This is a genomic window from Sinorhizobium kostiense (assembly GCF_017874595.1).
GTDB lineage: Bacteria > Pseudomonadota > Alphaproteobacteria > Rhizobiales > Rhizobiaceae > Sinorhizobium > Sinorhizobium kostiense.
Window position 1 is genome coordinate 198,232 of sequence record NZ_JAGILA010000005.1, and the last position, 24,212, is coordinate 222,443.

19 protein-coding genes are annotated in these 24,212 nt (G+C 62.1%); 14 read left to right on the plus strand and 5 right to left on the minus strand.

Annotated features, from left to right (window positions below; translation table 11 throughout):
• Positions 1–15 precede the first annotated feature (15 nt).
• On the plus strand, positions 16–282 hold the full coding sequence (locus tag J2Z31_RS18860) for a DUF2312 domain-containing protein (RefSeq protein WP_209603345.1): 267 nt from the start codon (positions 16–18) through the stop codon (positions 280–282).
• A 70-nt stretch (positions 283–352) separates the two neighbouring features.
• Here the strand turns inward: J2Z31_RS18860 and J2Z31_RS18865 are convergent, their stop codons facing one another.
• Together J2Z31_RS18865 and J2Z31_RS18870 are read right to left on the minus strand one after the other, a co-directional pair.
• A complete protein-coding gene (locus J2Z31_RS18865) occupies positions 353–2,164 on the minus strand; it encodes a DUF882 domain-containing protein (RefSeq protein ID WP_209603347.1) in 1,812 nt (603 codons plus the stop codon).
• A 179-nt stretch (positions 2,165–2,343) separates the two neighbouring features.
• The gene (locus J2Z31_RS18870) at positions 2,344–3,885 is read right to left on the minus strand and encodes a sigma-54-dependent transcriptional regulator (RefSeq protein WP_209603349.1); all 1,542 of its coding nucleotides are present in this window, start codon (positions 3,883–3,885) and stop codon (positions 2,344–2,346) included.
• Positions 3,886–4,083: 198 nt separating this feature from the next.
• On the opposite strand from J2Z31_RS18870, the gene J2Z31_RS18875 reads away from it, so the two are divergent.
• The 3 genes from J2Z31_RS18875 to J2Z31_RS18885 are packed head-to-tail and all read left to right on the plus strand — an operon-like array spanning position 4,084 to position 7,796.
• Positions 4,084–5,955, plus strand: coding sequence for a M3 family oligoendopeptidase (locus J2Z31_RS18875; RefSeq protein WP_209603351.1), 1,872 nt, complete (start codon positions 4,084–4,086; stop codon positions 5,953–5,955).
• A gap of 54 nt (positions 5,956–6,009) precedes the next feature.
• Positions 6,010–7,167 (plus strand): aminodeoxychorismate synthase component I, encoded by a 1,158-nt coding sequence (locus tag J2Z31_RS18880; protein ID WP_209603353.1) that lies wholly within the window; start codon positions 6,010–6,012, stop codon positions 7,165–7,167.
• Positions 7,164–7,796, plus strand: coding sequence for an aminotransferase class IV family protein (locus J2Z31_RS18885; protein WP_209603355.1), 633 nt, complete (start codon positions 7,164–7,166; stop codon positions 7,794–7,796). Before J2Z31_RS18880 ends, J2Z31_RS18885 begins: the two co-directional genes overlap by 4 nt.
• Here J2Z31_RS18885 and J2Z31_RS18890 read toward each other — a convergent pair.
• Positions 7,761–8,711, minus strand: coding sequence for a GGDEF domain-containing protein (locus J2Z31_RS18890; RefSeq protein WP_209603364.1), 951 nt, complete (start codon positions 8,709–8,711; stop codon positions 7,761–7,763). The two genes, J2Z31_RS18885 and J2Z31_RS18890, sit on opposite strands and share 36 nt — an antisense overlap.
• Before the next feature lie 221 nt (positions 8,712–8,932).
• Here J2Z31_RS18890 and J2Z31_RS18895 point away from each other — a divergent pair, with 221 nt between their 5' ends.
• From J2Z31_RS18895 to J2Z31_RS18930, 8 genes are all read left to right on the plus strand, one after another.
• Complete coding sequence (locus J2Z31_RS18895; RefSeq protein ID WP_234939523.1) at positions 8,933–9,883, plus strand: heme-dependent oxidative N-demethylase family protein; 951 nt, start codon at positions 8,933–8,935, stop codon at positions 9,881–9,883.
• Between the two features lie 63 nt (positions 9,884–9,946).
• The gene (locus J2Z31_RS18900; protein WP_209603368.1) at positions 9,947–11,398 is read left to right on the plus strand and encodes a homospermidine synthase; all 1,452 of its coding nucleotides are present in this window, start codon (positions 9,947–9,949) and stop codon (positions 11,396–11,398) included.
• Positions 11,399–11,868: 470 nt separating this feature from the next.
• Positions 11,869–12,237, plus strand: a complete 369-nt coding sequence (gene omp10, locus J2Z31_RS18905) for an outer membrane lipoprotein Omp10 (protein ID WP_209603370.1) — start codon at positions 11,869–11,871, stop codon at positions 12,235–12,237.
• 218 nt (positions 12,238–12,455) lie between these two features.
• Complete coding sequence (locus J2Z31_RS18910) at positions 12,456–14,336, plus strand: 5'-nucleotidase C-terminal domain-containing protein (protein WP_209603372.1); 1,881 nt, start codon at positions 12,456–12,458, stop codon at positions 14,334–14,336.
• A 114-nt stretch (positions 14,337–14,450) separates the two neighbouring features.
• A complete protein-coding gene (hemH, locus tag J2Z31_RS18915) occupies positions 14,451–15,485 on the plus strand; it encodes a ferrochelatase (protein WP_209603374.1) in 1,035 nt (344 codons plus the stop codon).
• Positions 15,486–15,783: 298 nt separating this feature from the next.
• On the plus strand, positions 15,784–16,773 hold the full coding sequence (locus J2Z31_RS18920) for an SPFH domain-containing protein (RefSeq protein ID WP_209603376.1): 990 nt from the start codon (positions 15,784–15,786) through the stop codon (positions 16,771–16,773).
• Between the two features lie 10 nt (positions 16,774–16,783).
• Positions 16,784–17,239, plus strand: coding sequence for an NfeD family protein (locus J2Z31_RS18925; RefSeq protein ID WP_209603378.1), 456 nt, complete (start codon positions 16,784–16,786; stop codon positions 17,237–17,239).
• 106 nt (positions 17,240–17,345) lie between these two features.
• The gene (locus tag J2Z31_RS18930; protein ID WP_209603386.1) at positions 17,346–18,779 is read left to right on the plus strand and encodes an outer membrane beta-barrel protein; all 1,434 of its coding nucleotides are present in this window, start codon (positions 17,346–17,348) and stop codon (positions 18,777–18,779) included.
• 37 nt (positions 18,780–18,816) lie between these two features.
• Here the strand turns inward: J2Z31_RS18930 and galU are convergent, their stop codons facing one another.
• Positions 18,817–19,704 (minus strand): UTP--glucose-1-phosphate uridylyltransferase GalU, encoded by an 888-nt coding sequence (galU, locus tag J2Z31_RS18935; RefSeq protein ID WP_209603388.1) that lies wholly within the window; start codon positions 19,702–19,704, stop codon positions 18,817–18,819.
• A 301-nt stretch (positions 19,705–20,005) separates the two neighbouring features.
• Here galU and J2Z31_RS18940 point away from each other — a divergent pair, with 301 nt between their 5' ends.
• On the plus strand, positions 20,006–21,223 hold the full coding sequence (locus J2Z31_RS18940; protein WP_209603389.1) for a lytic murein transglycosylase: 1,218 nt from the start codon (positions 20,006–20,008) through the stop codon (positions 21,221–21,223).
• 97 nt (positions 21,224–21,320) lie between these two features.
• Entirely contained in the window at positions 21,321–22,565 is a 1,245-nt protein-coding gene (locus J2Z31_RS18945; RefSeq protein WP_209603392.1) for an SGNH/GDSL hydrolase family protein, read from the plus strand.
• Positions 22,566–22,715: 150 nt separating this feature from the next.
• On the opposite strand, the gene J2Z31_RS18950 is transcribed toward J2Z31_RS18945, so the two are convergent.
• On the minus strand, positions 22,716–24,173 hold the full coding sequence (locus tag J2Z31_RS18950; protein WP_209603394.1) for a glutamate synthase subunit beta: 1,458 nt from the start codon (positions 24,171–24,173) through the stop codon (positions 22,716–22,718).
• Positions 24,174–24,212 lie beyond the last annotated feature (39 nt).

Consider the following 24,212-nt stretch of genomic DNA (forward strand, 5'->3'; position numbering starts at 1 on the left):
CCCCAAGGAGATACCATGTCGGATGCCCAAGGCTTCGCACGCGATCAGCTTCGCGCTTTCATCGAGCGGATCGAACGGCTGGAAGAAGAGAAGAAGACCATCGCGGACGACATCAAGGACGTCTACGGCGAGGCGAAGGCAATGGGCTTCGACACGAAGATCCTTCGCAAGGTCATTTCGATCCGCAAGCAGGACCACGACGAGCGCATGGAGCAGGAGGCGATCCTCGACACCTATCTGCAGGCGCTCGGCATGGTCCCAGCTGCCGAAGACGCCGCATAAGACGAAAGCACATCGAAGCCCATAACAAAGCCCGCGTGATGCGGGCTTTTTTGGGCTCTTCGAACGCGGCTCAGTTGAACCGCTTCACTTCCATGAAATTGACGGCAGTGCCGCTGAAGCGGGCGGTATCAACCGTCTGTGAACCGGCCGAAAAGCCCGCGGCATAGACGGTAGTCGGCGCGGCCCTGAGCTTGCTGCTGACGAAGCGAGGGGCCTTGACCGGCTTCGAGAGCGTAGCCACCCGGCCCGTCGAGAGCGCCCATTCGGAAATTATCTTCTGCGTAAGCTTCGGCTCGGTGCGGACGGGGGACCGGCTCTGAGCTTCTGCGTCGTGCTTCTTCGGCCGCGCCCCCTTCGACGGCGCATCCGCCTGGGTGTCGAAGGCGCTGTCGAAGATCGACGCGCGGCTGTTGCTTTCGCTTTGCGGCGCGTAGGCCGCCAAGCGGATCGGAGGTGCAGCGGCCGGCTCTTCGACAGCGGGCGCCGCCAGCGCCACTTGAGTGCTCGCCCGCTCCTGCGACGGCGCAGCGAACGAGGCGACCACCGGGTGGTCCGTCAAAGCGGGGGTCACGATCTTGGCGCCGGCAACGGCGGCAAGAGCCGCTTCGCCCGCAGGGCGTATGCCGGGAACAGGCACGAAGCCCAGTTCCGAAATCCCGGTGTCCGCGGAAGCCATAAGCGTCTCGTTGGCAACGATCTCGTTCAGGTCACGCCGCTCGGGCATCTGGGGAACAGGCACTTTAAGAGTGCTGAGATCCGTGAATTCCGAAGGAATGGTCGCCGTCTGCGGCATGGCTGCCGCCAGGGCCTCCTGGGCACTGTTTTGTTGCTGCGCCACGAGCGCGACCGCTACGCCGCTGTCAGACGGTGCCTCCTTGAAGGCCGGGCGTACGGCCGGGACCGGAGCATTGAAATCCTGCTGGTCTTCGGTGGCCGATGCGGTCGCGGAACCCGCGACGCCCGGCAGAGCCTCCTGGTCTTCCGATGCGGCAGTACGGGTCGTCGCGGCTCCGCCAGCGGGCCCCGCAGCGATTGCCGTCGGTTCCTCATCCTCGTCCCCGCCCCCGAAGAGCATGGCGAAGAGGTTGCGACGCTTGCCGTCCACATCGCCCGGCCCCTTGGCACCGCCGCCGGCCACCTCGATTGCCGACGCGCCGACGCGCCGCTTGTAATCGGCAACGGCCTGCTCATAGCCCGGAAGCGGGCGGCCGTCGGCCGGAATGTGCATGGTCTTTCCGTCGGGGAAGAGCCGCGCGAGTTCGTTGCGCGTCATGCGTGGCCAGGCGCGCACGCCGCCGACGTCCATATGCACGAAGGGCGAGCCGGACGTCGGATAATAGCCGACGCCGCCGACCTGGAACTTCATGCCGATCTCTCTCAACGTCTTCAGCCTGACGTCCGGCAGGTAGAAGTCCATCGCCTTGCCGAGCATGTGCTGGCTCTTCTTGGCGACGCCCTTCGAGCGCGACCGCAGCATGCTGTTGGTTGCCGGGGAGCGATAGGCCGAGACGACGTGGATGTAATCCCGCGAACCGCTCTTCTGGTAGACTTCCCAAACGAGGTCGAGAAGGCGCGCATCCATCTTGGTCGGCTCGTTGCGCCGCCAGTCACGCAGGAACCGGTTGATCTGAGCCAAGCCCTTCGGATCATAGCGGCCATTGCGCTTGAAGGTGATCTGCGCCCTTTCTCCGGTGTGGATATAATAGAGCTTCAAGGTGCGAGTCTGGCCGGCAGCCTCCACAGGAGGTGCCATGCCGGGCGTGACCAGAGAGCATGCCAGGGCGATGGAGGTGAGAACCCGCGGAACCTTTCGGACGACCGCCGAGCAGAGTCTGCGCGCGAGGGAACCGACTGGTTCCTCCAAACCGAACAAATATGGCATTCAATCCCCGTCCGACGGACAACCGTGCTTTGTTGTGTCACATGACTGTCAATTAAGGTGACAGCATGGCATATATGCCACAGTGATCACCGCTCCTTATAATATAGTGAACGGTTTACTAACAAGCTCTAAACGGGTAGTGGCTAGTTGGCACGGCAACGGGTTGTGAATAGCTCGTATTAGGCCGCTTCGCGCAGTGGATTGTCTGGATCGATGCCGTAATCCTTGAGCTTGCGATAGAGCGTCGAGCGACCGATGCCGAGTTTACGTGCAACCTGGCTCATTTGACCACGATAGAACTTCAGGGCAAAGCGAATCAGTTCCTCTTCGACTTCGGCAAGTTTGCGCACGTTTCCGCCTTCGTCAATGCTGGCGATGGCATTCTCGAGACGCGCCTCCGGCATGTGTTCCCGCGGGCGGGGCTTTTCGGGCACCGCCATCTCCGGCCGGGGAGCCGGGGAAAGTTCGGCCAACACCCGCCGCTCCGGCCCCGCCTCGCCCCAGGAGATGCCGCCGCGATCAGCCATGACATAGCCCGGTATCTGGGCGGCGATCTGCGGAAAATCCTTCACCGTCAGCTCGTTGCCTCCAGCAAGCACTACGGCGCGGAAGATCGCATTTTCGAGCTGGCGGATATTGCCCGGCCAATCATAGGCCGTGAGCAATGCCATCGCTCCGCTCGAGACCGATGGGCATTGATCGAGCCTCTGTTCGGCGGCGAAGCGCTCCACGAAGGCGCGCACGAGCACCGGGATGTCTTCCTTGCGCCGGCGGAGTGCAGGAATTGTGATCGGAAAGACGTTGAGGCGGTAGTAGAGGTCCTCGCGGAAGCGCCCTTCGCGCACTTCGGTGATCAGGTCTTTGTTAGTGGCGGAGATCAGCCGCACGTCGACCTTTTGCGGCTGACGCGCCCCGATGGTTTCGATCTCGCCCTGCTGGACTGCACGCAATAGCTTCACCTGCACCTCGAGCGGCAGATCGCCGATCTCGTCGAGGAACAGCGTGCCGCCATCCGCATCTACGAACTTGCCGCCGTGTTTCTCCGTGGCGCCGGTGAATGCGCCCTTCTCGTGACCGAAGAGGATACTCTCGACGAGATTATTGGGAATGGCGCCGCAATTAACCGTCACAAACGGTCTGTTCGCCCGATCGCTTGCCGCCTGGATCGCCCGCGCCACCATCTCCTTACCAACGCCGGATTCACCTTCGAGCACGATGGGGATGTTCGATTGTGCTGCGCGGCGCGCGAGATCGAGAACCCGGATCATTGCCGGACTGGCCGAGACGATATCGTCGAAGCCGACCGCGCCGCCGCGCGGCCGGCGAGCGGTTTTGACCTTTCCGTCGCGGCTTGCCATCTTCAGGGCATTGCCGATCGCGATCGACAGCCTTTCCGGTGAGACCGGCTTCACGAGGAAATCGAATGCGCCGGCCTGCATCGCCTGCACGACCGTCTCGATGCCGCCCTGCCCCGTCTGAACGATGACGGGGGTATCGACGCCGCGTTCGGCGAGCGCTTCGAGAAAGCCATGCCCGTTCATTTCGGGCATCAGGAGATCGAGCAGGATGACGTTGACGATGCCGCCCTTGCGACCCAGCAGTTCGAGCCCGCTACGGCCGTTGTCCGCCACATGTGCGACATGGCCCAGCCGTTCGATCATGTTCGTCAGCAACCGACGCTGCACCGGATCGTCATCGATGACAAGAATATGGGATGTCACGAAAGCCTCCTGCTCTGGACATGCGGGTACTCTTGGCCAACTTCATGTGCCAATTCATGCCATCATTCGTGCCACAGAGGGCTGAACATCATGTTTTGAGAAACGCTTGCATTTTATCCATTGCCGGCGATAGCAATGGGCCCCATATCGCTTGCCAGCAGCCCGTGCGGCCGGAAGACCCAAACGAGAGAAACGCCGATGAACTTCGCCTCCCCCCTTGTCGCCGGCTTCGGCCGCTCCGCAGCGCACCCCGACCCAGGACAGGCAGGGGGCGCGGCGGCAGGGCTCGGCGAGCTTCCCGCCTGGCGACTCGAGGATCTCTATACCGCCGCGGACTCCGAAACGTTCCGCGCGGACATGGCGAAGGCAGAGGCAGATGCGCTCGCCTTCGAGGCGAAGTGGAAGGGCAGGCTTGCGCAAGCCGCCGCGGAGAAAACCGGCGGTGACGGCATCGGTGCGGCGGTCAGGGAATTCGAGGCGCTCGAGGAACTGATGGGCCGCATCGCCTCCTTTGCCGGGCTCACCTATTTTTCCGATACGTCGAACCCGGCCAATGGCAAGCTCTATGGCGACGTGCAATCGAAGCTGACCGACATCTCGGCGCATCTCCTGTTCTTTTCGCTGGAGCTCAATCGCATCGAGGACGCGGTGATCGATGCGGCGCTTGAAGCCGACGGCCTGGCTTCCCATTACAAGCCCTGGATCCTCGACCTGCGCAAGGATAAGCCCTATCAGCTCGAAGATAGGCTGGAGCAGCTCTTCCTCGAAAAGTCGATGACCGGCGCCAACGCATTCAATCGGCTGTTCGACGAAACAATCGCCTCGCTCACCTTCTCGGTCGATGGCGAAGCCCTGCCTCTCGAAGTGACGCTGAACCTCCTGCAGGATCCATCTTCCGAGAAACGCAAGAAGGCGGCCCTGGCACTTGCCGAGACGTTCAAGGCGAACATCCGCACCTTCACCCTCATCACCAACACGCTTGCCAAGGACAAGGAAATCTCCGACCGCTGGCGCGGCTTCAAGGACATCGCCGATAGCCGGCATCTCGCCAACCGGGTCGAGCGGGAAGTGGTGGACGCGCTGGCCGCGGCGGTGAAGGCAGCCCATCCTCGGCTTTCCCACCGCTACTATGCCATGAAGGCCAAGTGGCTCGGCATGGAAGAGATGGAATTCTGGGATCGCAACGCCCCCCTGCCCGAAACCCCGAATGCGCTTATTCCATGGGATGCTGCCAAGGACGCGGTGCTCTCGGCCTATCACGGCTTCGCCCCGGAAATGGCGGCGATTGCAAGGCGCTTCTTCGACGAGCGTTGGATCGATGCGCCCGTCCGGCCCGGCAAGGCTCCCGGCGCATTCGCCCATCCGACGGTTCCTTCGGTGCACCCTTACGTGCTCGTCAACTATATGGGCAAGCCCCGCGACGTCATGACGCTTGCCCACGAACTCGGGCATGGCGTCCACCAGGTATTGGCCGGCGCACAAGGGGCGCTCATGGCTTCAACGCCGCTGACGCTTGCTGAAACGGCCTCTGTCTTTGGCGAGATGCTGACCTTCCGTGCGCTCCTCGAGCGGACCACGGACAGGCGCGAGCGCAAGGCGATGCTGGCGCAGAAGGTGGAGGACATGATCAATACGGCCGTGCGCCAAATCGCCTTCTACGAATTCGAGCGCAAGGTCCATACCGCCCGAAAGGAAGGCGAGCTGACCGCGGATGATCTTGGCGCGATGTGGCTCTCCGTCCAAGCCGAAAGCCTCGGGCCGGCTATCCGGCTCTCCGAGGGGTACGAGAGCTACTGGGCCTATATCCCCCACTTCATCCACTCGCCCTTCTATGTCTATGCCTATGCCTTCGGCGACTGCCTGGTGAATTCGCTCTATGCCGTCTATCAGAATGCCGAGAGCGGCTTCCAGGAGAAATATTTCGAGATGCTGAAGGCCGGAGGGACCAAGCATCATTCCGAGCTCCTCGCACCCTTCGGGCTCAATGCCGCCGATCCGTCGTTCTGGGCACAGGGCCTGTCGATGGTTGAGGGGCTGATCGACGAGCTGGAGGCGCTTGATAGAGCGTGAGCCCGCCGCAGCGCCCGCGCTGCGGAGCTTCGGGACGACTGACAGCGACGACAGATGATCGAACACGCGCCATTCATCCTCTTCCGGGACGACAGCGAGAACCGGACGACGGTTTTCGCCGAACCGTTGCGCGTGATCACGGCGCGCACGCGGTCGGAGTTCCGGCGTGGCCTTGCCGAACTCGAAACCGCGCATCGCGCCGGCAAATGGCTGGCGGGCTACATGGCCTATGAAGCGGGGCACCTTTTCGAACAGAAGCTCGCGCCGTTTGCCGAGGAGAATCGCGAGACGCCGCTCATGTCCTTCGGCGTTTTCGATGCACCGGCGGAAGATCACCCGCTCGCCGTGCCGCAGCGGCGAATCGAGAACGAGCCGTTCCTCGCCGAACCGCGCGCCGGCTGGGATTTCCCCGCCTATCGGCAACGGTTCGAGCGGCTCCACCAGCACCTGCGCCAGGGCGACTGCTATCAGGCGAACCTGACGATGCCGATTTTCGCGCGCTGGTCCGGCGACCCGCTCGCCGCCTTCTGGTCGCTGATCGAGCGCCAGCCGGTGAAGTACGGCGCGCTGGTGGCGCTCGACGGGCCGGTCCTCCTGTCGCGCTCGCCGGAACTTTTCTTCCGCGTCGATGCGGACGGCTGGATCGAGACGCATCCGATGAAGGGAACAGCGCCGCGCGGGGCGAACGCCGAGGAGGATGCGGCAATTGTCCGGGCGATGCGCGACGACGAGAAGACCCAGGCCGAAAACCGGATGATCGTCGACCTCCTGCGCAACGACATCTCGCGGATCACCGAGGTCGGCTCGCTCGACGTCCCGAAGCTCTTCGAGATCGAGACCTACCCGACGGTCCACCAGATGGTGAGTCACGTCAGGGCGAAGCTTTTGCCCGATATCCGCATCGGCGACATCTTCGCGGCTCTCTTCCCCTGCGGTTCGGTTACCGGCGCGCCGAAAATGCGGGCGATGGAGATCCTGCACGAGCTGGAAAGCGGCCCGCGCGATGCCTATTGCGGCGCGATCGGCCTCATCGCCCCAAACGGCGTCATGCGCTTCAACGTGGCGATCCGCACCATCTCGCTCTTTTCAGACGGCCGGGCGATCTTCAATGTCGGCGGCGGCATCGTCTTCGATTCCAAAGCCGAGGACGAATATGACGAATGCCTGCTGAAGGCCCGCTTCGCCGTCGGCGGTGCCGAGATAGCGCGATGACGGATTTCTCGCTCATCGAGACCTTGCGCTACGAACCGGAATCAGGGTTTCTCCGGCTGCGCCTGCATCTTGCACGTTTGTCGCGCTCGGCCGGGCGCTTGGGTTTCGCGGGTGCGGAAGCCGCCGAGGCGCGCCTCAAAGAGGCCGTGTCCGGGGCCGACGGGCCGCTGCGCGTCCGCCTCACCCTTGATCGCGATGGCGCCATTGCGGTGACGAACGCCCCCTTCACACCGCTACCAGACGATGCGCTTTGGCGCGTGCGGATCGCCTCCACACACCTCTATTCGGGCGATCGCCTGCTGCGGATGAAGACGACGCGACGCGGTGTCTACGAGGCCGCACGCAGCGAGTTCTCCCCTGCCGAGGCCGACGAAGTCATCCTGCTCAACGAGAAGGGCGAGGTCTGCGAGGGCACCATCAGCTCGGTCTTCCTCGACGACGGCAGCGGCACGCTCAGGACGCCGCCGACCGCATGCGGCCTGCTTGCCGGCGTTCTTCGCAATGAGCTCATCTGTGCGCGGCGCGCCCGCGTCGCACGGCTCTCGCCGGCCGATCTTCTCAAGGCGGGCAGCAGCCTCTATGTCGGCAACTCGCTACGAGGTCTGATCCGGGCGGAACTCCTGGTCTGAGCCCGGCAGCGTGTAGCGTCGCACCCGATCGCGCCCCTCGCGCTTGGCGAGATGAAGCGCGCGGCTGGCACGCGCATAGATATCGCTGACCTTGTCGCCCTCGCGATATTCGGCAACCCCGGCCGAGCAGGTGTAATAGAATTCCGGAATTTTCGCGAGCGGCCGCGCGTTACGCACCTTGTCGAGGAGCCGATCGAGAATGAGATTTGCCTCACTGACAGTGGTATCGGGCAGGATCAGCATGAACTCCTCGCCGCCGATTCGCCCGAAGCAGTCGGTTCGGCGCACGAATCCCTGCATCTGCCGGGCGAAATCGAGCAGCACCTCGTCGGCGCGGTGGGGGCCGTGGCGGTCATTGATGGCCTTGAAATAATCGATGTCGAGAATGGCGACGCAACCCCACATCTGCGGATTTTCGGCGCAATCCTGAATGAACTCGGCGAGCTTGCCGAGTGTGTGGCGCCGATTGGGCACGCTTGTCAGTTCGTCCACATTCGAGTCGCGCAGCGCGAAATCGCGATCCCGCCGGTGCTTGCGCTCCTCCTCGTTTATCGCAGTGACGTCAACCGCAATGGAGAGCAGCCAGCCATTTTCGTCCACCGTCTCCGTAGCGAAAAGCACGCGTCCGTCGTGCAGTTCCGTCTCCACCTGGCATGACGGTGCGCTGCCGCGGCGCTCGAGATGAGAGATGATCCAGCCTTCTATGTCGCTGGTTTCGATCACCTCCCCCCTGAGGGCCGCATGATTGCGGCGGGTAATCTCCGCCCAGGTCGGCGCTTCGTCCACGCCGACATGATAGGCGGAACGAAATGCCGCATTGGCAAATCGCAAGCGGCCGTGCTGATCGTACAGCGAGATCAGCACCGACGTTCTGGCCTGCAAACCCATAAGGGCCTTGACATGTTCACCGGTCACGGTCGTTCTGCTCCAGCTTGAACAACACCAATCAGAGCGCGAAGCGGGCGGCTCCCTTTAAGCTATAGCACGAACTGCCCGTAGCAAGCGCATATGATTAGGATGATTTGGGTCGGATCGAGTAAAAATCGTTTGATCGATTTTCGGAAGTTATCGCTGGATGGCGGGCAAAAACCATGCACTCCCTTCGAAGGCGAAACGCGCAGGAAAAGTTGAGGCTCATGAACCATACGCCCTTCGACGGCTCCTCCAAGCCCTTCACGATCGGGCTCACCCAGCTCGATCCCGACCGATGGATCGAGCCGGACGAGGCACTGGACTTCTATTTGTCGGAAAAGGAGCTGCTGCTCTCGTCGCGTCGGGACAGTGTCTTTGCAGCGGAGCCCGGAACCGAAGCTGCCCAGCAGGAAATGCTCTGGCATCTGACCGAATATCTGGTACGCCGCTACCCGCACATCTACCGGCGCGAGGGCAACAGAATGGTCATCGCCGGACGCCAGGTGGCGCTCGACGGTGACGCACCGATCCTCGCCGCCGGCTCGCTGATCCAGGACGACCTCGCCATCCTGGAATTGAAGGAAGGGGCATGGCGTCTGACCGCCGCCTACGTCGCCTTCCCCTCCTCCTGGTCGCTTGCCGAGAAGTTCGGCCGCTCAATGGACGAAATCCATGCGCCTGTTCCCGGTTTCGAAGCGGGCACGCGCAACGCGGAACTGATCACCCGCATGTTCGACAGGCTGTCACCCGATCGTTTCGTCGAGCGCTTCAACTGGGCGGTCAATGTCGACGGCGCGCTGCACCTGCCGAAGTCGAAATCCGAAGGTATAGGCACCGGGGCCGTCGCCCTCACCGAGGACCGGACATTCATCCGCGTCGAAAGGCAGACGCTCCGCAAATTGCCGCAGACGGGGGCAATCGTCTTCACCATCCGCATCTATTCCGATCCGCTTGCCGCACTGAGAAGGCGATCGGATGCGCCCGCCCTGGCCCAATCCTTCATTGCCCAACTCCATGAATTGACGCTGCCTCAGGCGGCCTACAAGGGCCTTGTCAGCAAGCGCGATGCCCTCGTCGCAGCGCTTGCCTCGATCGCCGGTTCGGCAAGATCCGAGATCGCGGTTGACCCGCCGGCCCTTTATTGTGACACGAAACTGTGCTCTAGGGCCGATTAACCCCGGCTCGCATCTCTGCGGGTCAAGCATCACCTCAGCCGCTTTTCCAGGAGACACGCAAAAATGTCAGACACCACCTACCCGGTCTATGGCGAGATCACCGGTCCCATCGTCATGATCGGCTTCGGTTCGATCGGTCACGGCACCTTGCCGCTGATCGAGCGCCACTTCAAATACGACAAGAACCGACTGATCGTGGTGGAGCCCCGCGAAGACGCGAAGGATGCGGAGATCTTCGCACGGCATGGCGTGCGCCACGTCCGCGAATACGTGACCAAGGAGAATTACAAAGAAATCCTGAAACCGCTGCTCACCGAAGGGGGCGGCCAGGGCTTCTGCGTCAATCTCTCGGTCGACACCTCATCGCTCGACCTCATGAGGCTCTGCCGCAAGCTCGATGTCCTTTATATCGACACGGTGGTCGAGCCCTGGCTCGGCTTCTACTTCGACGCCGAAATGGACAATGCCGACCGCACCAATTATGCGCTGCGCGAGACCGTCCGCCGTGAGAAGGAAAAGAACCCCGGCGGCACCACAGCGATTTCGACCTGCGGCGCCAACCCCGGAATGGTTTCCTGGTTCGTCAAGAAGGCCCTCCTGAACCTCGCCGAAGATATCGGCATCAAATACGAAGAGCCGCATCAGGACGACCGCGAAGGCTGGGCGAAGCTGATGAAGAAGGTCGGCGTCAAGGGCATCCACATCGCCGAACGCGACACCCAGCGGGCGAAGAACCCAAAGCCGCTGAACGTCTTTTGGAACACCTGGTCCGTCGAAGGCTTCATCTCCGAGGGATTGCAACCGGCCGAACTCGGCTGGGGCACGCACGAGGAGTGGATGCCGAAAAACGCAAGAAGGCACAAGAAGGGCTGCAAGGCGGCGATCTATCTCGAACAACCCGGCGCCAACACCCGCGTTCGCACCTGGTGCCCGACCCCCGGGCCGCAATACGGCTTCCTCGTCACCCATAATGAATCGATTTCGATCGCCGACTTCTTCACCGTCCGCGACAAGAATGGTGACGTCGTCTACCGACCAACCTGCCACTACGCCTATCATCCGGCGAACGACGCCGTGCTCTCGCTGCATGAGATGTTCGGAAATGGCGGCAAGGCGCAGCCGGAACTGCACGTTCTGGACGAACACGAACTGGTCGACGGCATCGACGAACTCGGGGTGCTGCTCTACGGCCACGCCAAGAACGCCTACTGGTACGGCTCGCGCCTGTCGCTCGACGAAACCCGCCGCATCGCCCCATATCAGAATGCGACGGGCCTGCAGGTGACGAGCGCCGTGCTCGCCGGCATGGTCTGGGCGCTGGAGAACCCGGCTGCGGGCATCGTCGAAGCCGACGAGATGGACTACAAGCGCTGCCTTGAAGTGCAACTCCCGTATCTCGGTCCGGTCGAAGGCCACTATACCGATTGGACGCCGCTCGACGGGCGCCCCGGCCTCTTCCCCGAGGACATCGACACCGCGGATCCCTGGCAATTCAGGAACATCCTCGTTCGCTGACGACGTCCGCGAAAACCCTGCCGCATGCCTGCTTGGAGCCCGACACGCGGCAACTCAAAATGCTGAGCGAGCTTTGTGCGTCAGGACGCCCCGCGCCTCTAGCGCATCGGCCCGAAAATCTACCCGATTTTCGGAAAGCTCGATGGGCAAATTCAAAGAGTTACAGCGGCCTTTGCGCGTTTGAAAAGACGCGCGGCGCTGTAGGCGGATTGGCGCATGCTTCCAAGCGGCAGTGCGGGTGGATTTCCGCCCGCACTTGCTTTCAACTCCTGATCGCGGCATGGTCTGCGCATCACTGCGGCGGCGCTCCTCATCTTGCCCATGTGCAAAAACGTCGCTGCAGCGCCTTGAATTTCTGCCTGATTTTACTCTTAGCCGGTTCCGGATTGAGGATTTTTGCGCTAGAGCGGACAAGTGTGAAGCGGTATTGCGTTCGCATCCGCTCCAATCGTGACGCGGGAGAAACGCCAATGAAGCCATTTGCCACCCTTGCACTCCTTGCCGCTGCCGCGGCGCTGGCATCGTGCCATTCGACTTCGCGAGAAGTCCGTCAGGTACCGCAGGCGAGCCGGCCGGCCGGCGTGGAGGGCGCATGGGTCGACCCCAACGGCATCGTTTCCACCTTCGCCGGCGGCACGTTTTCGACGCGAACCACCGATACGAACCAGCTCCTCGCCTCCGGCAGCTACGTGAATGTCAGCCCGACCTTGGTCGAGATCAACATGACCTCGCTGGTGCGCAATACCCAATCCAAGGTCAACTGCGCGCTGGTGACCAGCACTCAGTTGAACTGCACGACGGACTCCGGCGCCCAGTTCTCACTCGCGCGTCAAGGTTGAACGAACAAACCCCACCAGCCAGCCGCCAAAGCCTCCGACCCGGGGGCTTTGTCTTTTTCTTGGCCGCTTAACTCTACTTCGAAGCAGCACGGAGCGTGACACGTTTAACGCTTGCAGTCTTCCATGACTGGTGAAAACATCCGGCGTGGCAAACGGCCGAAGCTATACGAGATGCGTAGCAACGGCTCGGCGAGAAGACTGGTAAACAGGAGAACACCATGATCAGACATGTGCGGATCGGGCTCATCACCGCATCCCTTCTCGCCCTTTCATCGGGCGCCGCCTTCGCCGACTACGAGTTGAACATTCTGCACATCAACGATCTCCATTCACGCATCGAGTCGATCAACAAGTTCGATTCAACCTGCTCGGCCGAGGAAGAGGAAAAGAACGAGTGCTTCGGCGGCGTCGCCCGCATGAAGGCCCTGATCGAACAGAGGCGCCGGGAGCTCGCCGGCAAGAACATGCTCTTGCTCAATGCCGGCGACAACTTCCAGGGATCGCTCTTCTTCACGACTTACAAGGGTGCGGCCGAGGCGGAGTTCCTGAACCTGATGAAATTCGACGCGATGACCGTCGGCAATCACGAGTTCGACGAGAGCGAGGACGGGCTCGCAAGCTTCCTCGACAAGGTGACCTTCCCAGTCGTGACCGCCAACGTGCTGCCGAGCAGCAAATCGAAGATCGGCGACCGGATCAAGCCCTCGATCGTACTCGATGTCGGCGGCGAGAAGATCGGCATCGTCGGTGCTGTCGCCAACGATACGGCCGAGCTTTCCTCTCCGGGTCCGGACATCCTGATCGGCGAAGACGTGGCGACGATCACCAGCGCCGTGGCCGAGGTGAAAAAGCAGGGCGTAGACAAGATTATTGCGCTGACACATGTCGGCTATCCGCGCGATCTGGCGGCGATCGCCAAGATCCCGGATGTCGATGTCGTGGTCGGCGGCCATTCCCACAGTCTGCTTTCCAACACGGATGAGAAGGCGGAGGGGCTGTACCCGACCATGGTCGACAATCCCGGCGGCTACAAGGTGCCGGTCGTGCAGGCGGGCGCGTACACGAAATACCTCGGCGATCTTGTCGTCACCTTCGACGACAATGGCGTCGTGAAGAGCGCCAAAGGCGATCCGATCCTCATCGACTCGTCCGTCAAGCCGGATGAAGCCGTTGTCGCCCGCGTCAGGGAGCTTGCCAAACCGATCGAAGAGTTGCGCTCGAAGGTCATCGCCACGACCGAGGCTCCGATCGACGGGTCGCGAGAGAATTGCCGCGCCAAGGAATGCGAGATGGGCAGCCTGGTGGCCGACGCCATGCTTGACCGTGTCAAGGACCAGGGGGTCACTATCGCCATCACCAATGGCGGCGGCCTCAGGGCATCGATCGACGCCGGCGACGTGACGATGGGCGAGGTGATCACGGTTCTCCCCTTCCAGAACACGCTTTCCACCTTTCAGTTGAAGGGCGCGGATATCCGTGAGGCGCTGGAGAACGGCCTTAGCCAAATCGAGGAAGGGGCCGGCCGCTTCCCCCAGGTCGCGGGACTCAAGTTTACGTTCGATCCTGGCAAGCCGGCCGGAAACCGGGTGGTTTCGGTCGAAGTGAAAGAGGGCGAGGACTTCACTGCCCTTGATCCGCAGAAGACCTATTCGCTGGTCACCAATAACTTCATGCGCTCCGGCGGAGACGGTTATTCCGTTTTCGAGAGCAAGGGTGAAAACGCCTATGACTATGGGCCGGGACTGGAAACGGTGCTTGCCGATTACCTCGCCACGCATCAGCCGTTCAAGCCGTACACGGACGGTCGGATCACGGAAATCGCCGCTGCGACAGCCGTGCCGACGGGCGAACCGGCGAAGAAGGCTGAGCCGGCCGAAGGCGCCGCCGTCACACCCGCACCCCCCATGGCAACGCCCGATGCGACGGCACCCGCCGGCGGCCCGCAGAAGCACGTCGTCGCCAGCGGCGACACGCTGTGGGATCTTGCCGAGTCCTTCTACGGCAGTGGTGCGGAGTGGAAGAGGATATCGGCCGCGAATGGCGACCCGGCACCGCGCAGGCTCGAAATCGGGCGCGAGCTTGAGATTCCGACTAACTAAGACGATTTGCCTCAAGTTTTGGCGCCGGTGCGGCTTCCCCGCGCCGGCTTTTCTTTTTAGAAGGATTTGAAACTAGAGGGGCCGTTCAACATATTAGCGCCCATGAGGAATACGATGACCGACGCAACCGCCGAACCGACCACCGCTCATCCGCCCGTGAACTTCGGGAAGATAGGGGTGCTACTGGTCAATCTCGGCACGCCGGATGGCACCGACTTCGCCTCGATGCGCCGCTATCTCAAGGAGTTTCTGAGCGACAGGCGTGTCATCGAGTGGTCGCGCATCTTTTGGTACCCGATCCTCTACGGCATCGTGCTCAACACGCGCCCGCAAAAGGTTGGCAAGGCCTATGAATTGATCTGGAACAAGGAGAAAAACGAAAGCTGGCTGCGCACCTATACCCGCAACCAGGCGGCGCTGATGGCCGAAAGCTTCGCCGACAAGCCGCAAGTGATCGTCGATTGGGCTATGCGCTATGGCCAGCCGTCAATCGCCTCGCGGCTGGAGGTGCTGCAGAAGCAGGGCTGCGAGCGCATCCTCGTCTTCCCGCTCTATCCGCAATATGCGGCGGCAACGACGGCGACGGTCAACGACAAGGCTTTCGAGGCGCTCCAGAAGATGCGCTGGCAGCCGGCGCTGCGCACCGTTGCGCCCTATCACGACGACCCGGTCTATATCGATGCGCTCGCCACCTCGATCGAGCGCCATCTGGCTGGGCTCGATTGGAAGCCGGAGGTCGTGCTTGCATCTTTCCACGGCATTCCGAAAAGCTATTTCGACCTCGGAGATCCCTATTACTGCCAGTGCCAGAAGACGGCGCGCCTGCTCAGGGAAAGACTCGGCTGGCCGGAAGAGAAGCTTAAGGTCACGTTCCAGTCCCGCTTCGGCCCGGAGGAATGGCTGCAGCCCTATACGGATGAGACGGTCGAGAAACTCGCTAAGAACGGCGTCAGGCGCATTGCGGTGCTTAACCCCGGCTTTGTCTCCGATTGCCTGGAGACATTGGAGGAAATTGCCGGCCAGGCGGCTGAAAGCTTCTTCCACAACGGCGGAGAGAAGTTCGCCCATATCCCTTGCCTGAACGATAGCGCCGAAGGGATGGCCGTGCTCGATCATGTCGTACGCCGTGAACTTCAGGGCTGGGTCTAGGCGAGCAAACCAGATCGAAAGATGCGCCCATTGAACCCGGCAAACTCACGAAAGCAAGGTTGCCGACAGACTGCCCCTAGATCCCATTGAACGCGCAGCATCCGCGTTCTGCTCTTGAGAAAGCCACTCGTGCGCGAAAACTGGTTTGAGCTTTCTTAAGGCCGCGCTGAATTACGCACAGCTTTTCTCGCCCAAACGTCTCGCAATCCCCTTCCGCGGCTTGAAATATCCCGGCGAATCGCCACGTGTTATTTCCAGCGGCACGCCAAACGCTATAGTTGAAAATCGGAGAATCGCATTGGGTGGGATGGATATCGCGGTCATCGCTTTCGTGGTCTTCGTGGTCCTCGTCCTCCTCACCGGGATCAAGACCGTGCCCCAAGGCTATCGCTACACCATCGAGCGTTTCGGCCGCTACATCAGGACCATCGAGCCGGGATTAAACATCATCATCCCTGTCTTCGATCGGATCGGCGCGAAAATGAATGTGATGGAGCAGGTACTGGACGTACCGACCCAGGAGGTCATCACCAAGGACAATGCCAGCGTTTCGGCCGATGCGGTCGCCTTCTACCAGGTGCTGAACGCCGCACAGGCCGCCTACCAGGTGGCCAATCTCGAAAATGCCCTGCTCAACCTGACCATGACGAATATCCGCTCGGTCATGGGCTCGATGGACCTTGACGAACTGCTTTCCAATCGCGACACGATTAATGACCGCCTGCTTCGGGTCGTCGACGAGGCCGCCAATCCTTGGGGCATCAAGATCACGCGCGTCGAAATCAAAGATATCGCGCCACCGACGGATCTGGTCGAGGCCATGGCCCGGCAGATGAAGGCTGAGCGCGAGAAACGTGCACAGGTGCTGGAGGCGGAGGGCGCCAGGAATGCGCAGATCCTGCGTGCGGAAGGCGCCAAGCAGTCGGCGATCCTCCAGGCCGAGGGCCAGCGCGAAGCCGCCTATCGCGAGGCGGAGGCGCGCGAGCGATTGGCCGAGGCCGAAGCGAAGGCGACGCGGATGGTCTCCGAAGCGATTGCCGCTGGCGACGTTCAGGCGATCAATTACTTCGTCGCGCAGAAATACACCGAGGCGCTGGCTTCGATCGGCACCGCGAACAATCAGAAGATCGTGCTGATGCCGATGGAGGCCGCCTCGCTGATCGGCACGCTCGGCGGCATCGGCGCGATCGCCCGCGAGGTGTTCGCCGATGGGCAGCCGCCTGCCGCCTCGCGCCCACGTGTGTCCACGCCACGCACCGGTCCGGCTTCCGGCCCCGATACGCCCTGAGGTTAGACCAATGATCGCCCGCCTCGTCCTCGAACTCGGCCCCTGGAGCTGGTGGGTCCTGGGTCTCGTGCTCTTAGCGGCAGAAGTGGTCGTGCCGGGCGTATTCCTGGTGTGGATAGGCCTTGCCGCGCTCGCGACCGGCATTCTGTCCCTGCTACTTTGGGATGCCGCCCTGTGGGTGTGGCAGGTGCAACTGATCGTCTTCGCCCTTCTTTCGCTGACCATGGTCTTGATCGGACGCCGCTTCTTCGTCACTTCGGAGGAGAGCGACGAACCTCTGCTCAACAAGCGTGCCGAAAGTCTCGTCGGCCGCACCGCGGTGCTCGAGCAGCCGATCGCGGAGGGCCATGGGCGCGTGCGTCTCGACGACACGACCTGGGCGGTCCAGGGACCGGATCTTCCCGTGGGCACGCGCGTGCGCATCGTAGCCAGCAGCGGAAGGCATCTGACGGTCGAGCGCGCCTGACATCCGCGCGCCTCCGTCTTCGGATTTTCTCTTAAGAAACGATTGCTTAACCACGTGCCTTTACGATTGCGAAAGGATTGCAATCAGCGACGCGGACAGACGATCGATGGCGCCCCATACCTTACGCTCGAGATCAGGGGGCGCTTTGCGTGCGAAAATGCCGGAATGGCTATTGGTGAGCGCTGCCGTTCTTGCGGCCATGCCGGCTGCCGCGCAGAGTCTCGGCGAGACGGCTCTTGCGCCTCCCGCCGCGAATGAGACCGGACGTCTCTCGCCGGCGATTACCGACCCACAGACGACCGGCGCCGTCTCCGGTGCCGATCTCACGCCCGCACTCGACGAGGACTTCAACCGCCTCAACCGTCGCGAGGAAACGATCGACGGGTTGCGCGCACGGCCTGATCCCTATGGCGACGAGGCGACGGGGATACGCATCGGCACTTTCGTGCTGAAGCCGGCGCTCAGCGAAGCCATCAACCACGAACGGCAGAAGACCGGCGGCTCCAGCCAAAGCCGGAGCTTCCTCGAGACCGGGCTCAAGGGAACGCTCACGTCGGATTGGTCACGTCACCAATTGAGCGTGACTGGCGAAGGCGTGCTGCAACACAACGTCTCGGGCGAAGGCGAGGAGGAGCCGCGCGCCGACCTCGAAGCAGAACTCCGCCTCGACCTCAGCGACGAAACGATTGCAAGGCTGCGCGCCGGTTACAGCTTCGAGCGCGAGGACACCAACGACCCCAACGCAATCGCGAGTGCCGAGACGCAGTCAGGTGTCAACAGCTATCGGGTCGGCGCCGCAGCGGAGCGCGACTTCGGTATCATCCGTGGCTCTCTCGGCATCGATTTCGAACGGCATACCTATGGCGACGTCAGGCTCGACGACGGCACGACGCTTTCGATGGAGGACCGCGACCGCAATCTGGCGACGCTCACCGCGCAGCTCGGCTATGAGCTTTCGCCTGCGCTCATTCCCTTCCTCGAGGCTTCCGTCGGCAAATCGGTTTACGACCGGCGGCGCGACATGGCGGGTTTCGAGCGCTCCTATCAGAGCTATGCCGGTCGAGGCGGTTTCGAGGTCGATTTCGGCGAGAAACTCAATGGCGAACTGGCCGTCGGGTACGAGACATACCGTTTTGACGACGAGCGGCTTGGCGATCTTCGCGGCCTATCCGTCGACGGGCGCATCAATTGGTCGCCTCAGCGCGGCACTGATGTCCTGCTTGGTTTCCTGACTTATCTCGATCCATCCACTGCGGCCGGCGAGGCGGGATCGATCGACTACGAGCTGACGAATGTGGTCACGCATCGGTTGAGGTCAGACCTCGTCGCCAGACTCTCGAACAGCGTGACACTTCGCAATTTTCCAGCGGGCGCTGCCGCCTCCGACGAAACGACCTGGCGCACCGGCGCCGGATTGACCTATGACATGAGCCGCTATCTCGCGCTTACAGGAGACGTCAGCTACGAGCGGACCAACAGGGACAGCGGCCCGTCGAGCGAGACGGCCCGCGTAGGGCTGGGTCTCACGCTGAGGCGCTAACTACCGGGCATAGACGTGGCCGGCTTCGTGCGACTGGTCACCTGAGCCGCTCGAGCAACGCCTTGAGCGGCCCCTCCACGACGGGACGAATGTCGGCGCGCTCGAGTGCAAAGGCGACGTTGGCAAGAATGAAGCCGTCTTTGGCGCCGCAGTCGAAGGTCTCGCCGCGGAAGTGATAGGCAGAGAAGGGCTGCGTTTCAGAAAGCTTCACCATGCCGTCGGTCAACTGAATCTCGTTGCCGGCGCCGCGCTCCTGGCGTTCGAGGATCGGGAAGATTTCCGGCTGCAGGATATAGCGGCCGTTGATGAAGAAGTTCGACGGTGCCGTGCCCGGTGCGGGCTTTTCGACCATTCTGGTAATCCCGAAACCGTTGCCGACCCGCTCGCCGACGCCGACGATGCCGTATCTGTGCGCCTGGTCCGGCTCGCATTCCTCGACGGCGACGACATTGCCGTTGCTTTCCTCGTATAGCTCGACCATGCCCTTGAGGCAGCCCTTCTCGCCCTTCATGATCATGTCGGGGAGCAGCAGCGCGAAGGGCTCGTTGCCGACGAGATCGCGCGCGCACCAGACCGCATGTCCGAGGCCGAGTGGCGCCTGCTGGCGGGTGAAGCTGGTTGTACCGGCTTTCGGCAGCATGGCTTCGAGAAGATCGATTTCCGCCTTCTTGTTTCGCTCGCGCAAAGTCTGGTCCAGTTCGACCTGGATGTCGAAATAGTCCTCTATCACCGCCTTGCTGCGGCCCGTCACGAAGATCAGATGTTCGATGCCCGCCTCCAGCGCCTCGTCGACGACATACTGGATGACCGGCTTGTCCACGACCGTCAGCATCTCCTTCGGTACAGCCTTGGTGGCGGGAAGGAAACGCGTCCCCAGCCCCGCGACGGGGAATACGGCTTTGCGGACTTTGCGCTTTTCGGTCATGGACAGCTCCTGCAGTGGGTTCTTTGGTCTCGCCTGAACAGGCAAATTTGAATTGGATTTGGTCGCCGTTTGCCATCGTCTACGAAGGAGGACGCCTGGGTATTTTCATGGTAAAGACTTTGTTGACTTCGTTTCTGTAGACTTCTCCACTGTCCGACACGGCTCTGCCGTTCGGCCCAAAAAGACCCCGCATGCTGCCCCCTTCAGCGGATTGCTGCGGGCGACATTCGCCAAATCCGGAGTAGTCGGTCCGGCATGAACGCCGGCTGAACACTCCGCCGAGAAACGGAACCGACAGCAGATGATCAGAAACCGCAGGACGTTCTTCCGACATATTGCCGCCGCTCTCGTGGTTGCCGCCGCGCTCGGTGCCTCGCCCGCGCGGGCAGATGCAGGTTTCCAGAACTGGATCAATGATTTCTACGCGACGGCGGCCAAGCATGGCATCACCCAGGCAACCTACCGCAAGGCCTTTGCCGGTGTGAAGACGCCCGACCCGACGGTGATCGAGAAGGCCCAATACCAACCCGAATTCAAGCATAAGATTTGGGACTACATCGACTCGCGAGTCAATCCGTATACCCGCCGCATCGGGCAGGAGATGGCGGTGAAACATGGGCGCACGCTCGATGCGATCGAACGCCATTTTGGCGTCGACAAGACCGTGCTGCTGGCGATCTGGTCGATGGAATCGAATTACGGTGCCATTCTCCAGAAGGATGACCGGCTGCACTATGTTCCCCGCGCGCTCGCCACACTTGCCTATGCCGACTCGAAACGGGCGAAATTCGCCAGGACGCAACTTATTGCAGCGCTGAAGATCCTGCAGAGCGGCGATGTGACGCCACGCGAGCTCACCGGCTCTTGGGCTGGAGCCATGGGTCATACGCAGTTCATTCCGACGAGTTACCTGCTCTACGCCGTAGATGCGGACGGCAACGGACATCGCGACATCTGGAACTCGGTCCCAGACGCGCTGGCAACGGCCGCCAATCTCCTGAAGAAGAACGGCTGGCGGTCCGGCGAGACCTGGGGCTACGAAGTGGTCCCGCCGGCCAATGCTGCGAAGTTTTCGGGCCAGACGAAGACGCTCGGCCAGTGGGCGGCACTCGGTTTCGTCCGCCCGAACGGCAAAGGCTTCCTCAACCCGGGCGTGCGGGCCGAGTTGAAGCTGCCAGGCGGCGGTCGTGGGCCGGGTTTCCTGATGACCAGGAATTTCTTTGTCATCAAGCGCTACAATGCGTCGGACTCCTATGCGCTCGGCGTCGGGCTGCTCGCCGACCAGATTGCCGGCTATGCCGGCATGCAGCAGCGCTGGCCACGCCCGGACGGTTCCCTCGACATCAGCGAGAAGTTCGAACTGCAAAACCGCTTGAAGGAGCTTGGCTATTACAGCGGCGAGGTCGATGGCAATTTTGGATCGGGATCGAAGGCGGCGATCCAGGCATTTCAGGCACAGAACGGCCTGACGCCTGACGGAGAGCCGACGCCTCACGTCCTGCGCGCATTGCGCAAGTGACCGCAAAGCGCAAGTTCCCGGCGCTTTGCGATCGAGTGGTCCCAAATCGCCGCGATTCGGCGTATGGTGAGGTACCTGCCATCCGACGGTGAGAAGCATGTTCACGATCAGACACGGCGGAAAGGGCAAGTTCTTGCGCCTGCTTCGTTTTGCGCCGATCCTCACAGGCGCTGCAGCGATGCTTGTCGCCGGCCTCTTTACCACCATTGTCGCGGCACAGGAGCCCGTTCCGCGACGTAACCTGCTGCAGCGGCTTTTTGGCATCGGTCAGCGACCGATCTATTACGACGATCGATACTTATATCCCGAGGCACCAAGGCCACGACGGATACAGAAACGCCGTCCACAGCCCGCGGGCGTCCAGCAAAGGCGCCCACGCGCCAAGCCGCGCGTCGTCGAGACGCCGCCGCCGGCGCCGGTTGTCGAGAAGTCGCCGGATGCAAAGAAGGTCCTGGTCGTTGGCGACTTTGTTGCCGACAGCCTCGGTGACGGCCTGAAGGTCGCTTTCGAGCAGACACCCGGCATCATGATCGAGACCCGCGCCAGTGGCTCCTCTGGCCTCGTCCGCGACGACTATTTCGACTGGCCGAAGACCCTGCCCGATTACATTGGCGAACTCAATCCTGCGGCGATCGTCATAAGCATCGGCGCCAATGACCGCCAGACGATGCGCATCGGCGACAGCAAGGAAAAGTTCCGGACCGATCGCTGGACAGAGGAATATCGCAGGCGCGTCAGCACGCTCGCGGCCCTCGCAAGAAAGGACAATTTACCGGTCTTCTGGGTCGGCATGCCGCCCTTCCAATCGTCCGCGATGACGGCCGACATGGTAACATTCAACGGCATCTATCGGGAGGAAGTGGAAAAGGCCGGCGGACAGTTCATCGACATCTGGGACGGGTTCGTCGACGAGCAAGGCAAGTTCGTGCTGACCGGTTCGGACATTAATGGCCAACAGGCCCGATTGCGCGGCTCGGACGGCATCAATCTGACAAAGGCCGGCAAGCGCAAGCTCGCCTTCTACGTCGAAAAGGATATCCGCAAGCTGCTCGGCGAGGCGGCCTCGAGCGACAGCGACATGCCCGGTGCCGACGGCCTGAAGGATCTCGTCGTCACTGCTCCGCTTGCCAACGAAGACATCGTAAGGACGCCGCCGATCAGCCTCACCGATCCGGCGCTCGACGGCGCAACCGCGCTCCTCGGCGCCAGAGAGCCGCCCAAAGGCAATGGCAAAAGCGCAAGGGACCTGCTTGTCGAAAAGGGCGAGGTGGTAGCAGCCCCACCCGGCCGCGTCGACGATTTCCGCCTCGATAAGCCGAAGGCGGTGATTAGCAGCCGCTGATGCGGAATTGAGCGATCCCGGTCAGGCCGTGATCACCGCATTGAAAGGTTCGCTGCTTCGGCGCCCCTCATCCGCCTGCCGCAGCGTCTCAGTCCCCTCTCCCCGCGCGCGGGGAGAGGCTCAGGGTGAGGGGCAGAATGCGTCCATTGCCTACCGGGGCAGCACCGTCGCGCCCATCAACTCCTCGTCGATCGCGCGCGCCGCCTGACGGCCTTCGCGGATGGCCCAGACGACAAGCGACTGACCGCGGCGGACGTCGCCAGCCGTCCAGAGCTTCTCGACGGAGGTCTTATAGTCCAGCTCGTTGGCAATGACATTCGTCGACCCGCGACGGTCGGTCGCCAGCTTGAGCGTGTCCCCGAGGTCCTTGAGGACGCTGTTGGTGAACGGCCCGCGGAAGCCAATGGCGATGAAGGCGAGATCGGCCTTGATGACGAATTCGGTGCCCGCGACCGGCTTGCGGCGTTCGTCGACCTGGCAGCACTTGACGCCGGTCAGGTTGCCATCCTCGTCGCCGACAAACTCCAGCGTCGCGACCTGGAACTCGCGAACCGCGCCTTCCGCCTGGCTGGAGGAGGTCCGCATCTTCGTTGCCCAGAACGGCCAGACGGCGAGCTTGTCCTCCTTTTCCGGCGGCTGCGGCCGGATGTCGAGCTGGGTCACCTTGACAGCGCCCTGGCGGAAGGCGGTGCCGACGCAGTCGGACGCCGTGTCGCCCCCGCCGACGACCACTACATGCTTGCCACCGGCAAGAATCGGCTCGGAGGGCCAACCGACGCTGTCGATATTCTCGCGGCCGAGGCGCCGGTTCTGCTGGACGAGATAAGGCATCGCGTCGTGAACGCCGGCAAATTCCACGCCTGGAATAGCTGCATCGCGCGGCGTCTCGGAACCGCCACAATAGAGCACGGCGTCGTTTTCATTGAGGAGCCGCTGTACTGGCAGGTCCACGCCGACATTAACACCACAGTGGAAAGTGACCCCCTCGCCCTTCATCTGCTCGATGCGGCGATCGATGAAGTTCTTCTCCATCTTGAAGTCCGGGATGCCGTAGCGGAGCAGCCCACCTGCCTTCGACTCGCGCTCATAGACATGGACCTCGTGCCCGGCGCGGGCGAGCTGCTGGGCGGCCGCCATGCCCGCCGGCCCAGAACCGATGACCGCAACCTTCTTGCCGGTCTTGGTGACCGCCGGTTGCGGCACGATGTAGCCCATTTCATAGGCCTTGTCGGCAATCGCCTGCTCCACTGTCTTGATCGCCACAGGCACGTCTTCGAGGTTTAGCGTACAAGCTTCCTCACACGGCGCCGGACAGACGCGACCGGTGAATTCCGGGAAGTTATTGGTCGAATGGAGGTTTCGGATCGCCTCGTCCCAGTTGCCGTTGTAGACGAGATCGTTCCAGTCCGGGATCTGGTTGTGCACCGGGCACCCGGTCGGCCCATGGCAATAGGGAATGCCGCAGTCCATGCAGCGGGCGGCCTGCTTCTGCACTTCCTGGTCGGACATCGGAATGGTGAATTCACGGAAATGACGGATGCGGTCGGATGCCGGCTGGTACTTCGCCACCTGCCGATCGATCTCTAGAAACCCAGTAACCTTGCCCATCTTGCGATCCTGATATCTTCAAATCTCAAACAGCCGCAC

Coding starts and splice junctions, on each gene's coding strand:
- J2Z31_RS18860 (WP_209603345.1), top strand. CDS start 16: ATGTCGGATGCCCAAGGCTTCGCACGCGATCAGCTTCGCGCTTTCATC.
- J2Z31_RS18865 (WP_209603347.1), bottom strand. CDS start 2,164: ATGCCATATTTGTTCGGTTTGGAGGAACCAGTCGGTTCCCTCGCGCGC.
- J2Z31_RS18875 (WP_209603351.1), top strand. CDS start 4,084: ATGAACTTCGCCTCCCCCCTTGTCGCCGGCTTCGGCCGCTCCGCAGCG.
- J2Z31_RS18880 (WP_209603353.1), top strand. CDS start 6,010: ATGATCGAACACGCGCCATTCATCCTCTTCCGGGACGACAGCGAGAAC.
- J2Z31_RS18885 (WP_209603355.1), top strand. CDS start 7,164: ATGACGGATTTCTCGCTCATCGAGACCTTGCGCTACGAACCGGAATCA.
- J2Z31_RS18895 (WP_234939523.1), top strand. CDS start 8,933: ATGAACCATACGCCCTTCGACGGCTCCTCCAAGCCCTTCACGATCGGG.
- J2Z31_RS18900 (WP_209603368.1), top strand. CDS start 9,947: ATGTCAGACACCACCTACCCGGTCTATGGCGAGATCACCGGTCCCATC.
- omp10 (WP_209603370.1), top strand. CDS start 11,869: ATGAAGCCATTTGCCACCCTTGCACTCCTTGCCGCTGCCGCGGCGCTG.
- J2Z31_RS18910 (WP_209603372.1), top strand. CDS start 12,456: ATGATCAGACATGTGCGGATCGGGCTCATCACCGCATCCCTTCTCGCC.
- hemH (WP_209603374.1), top strand. CDS start 14,451: ATGACCGACGCAACCGCCGAACCGACCACCGCTCATCCGCCCGTGAAC.
- J2Z31_RS18925 (WP_209603378.1), top strand. CDS start 16,784: ATGATCGCCCGCCTCGTCCTCGAACTCGGCCCCTGGAGCTGGTGGGTC.
- J2Z31_RS18930 (WP_209603386.1), top strand. CDS start 17,346: ATGGCGCCCCATACCTTACGCTCGAGATCAGGGGGCGCTTTGCGTGCG.
- galU (WP_209603388.1), bottom strand. CDS start 19,704: ATGACCGAAAAGCGCAAAGTCCGCAAAGCCGTATTCCCCGTCGCGGGG.
- J2Z31_RS18940 (WP_209603389.1), top strand. CDS start 20,006: ATGATCAGAAACCGCAGGACGTTCTTCCGACATATTGCCGCCGCTCTC.
- J2Z31_RS18945 (WP_209603392.1), top strand. CDS start 21,321: ATGTTCACGATCAGACACGGCGGAAAGGGCAAGTTCTTGCGCCTGCTT.
- J2Z31_RS18950 (WP_209603394.1), bottom strand. CDS start 24,173: ATGGGCAAGGTTACTGGGTTTCTAGAGATCGATCGGCAGGTGGCGAAG.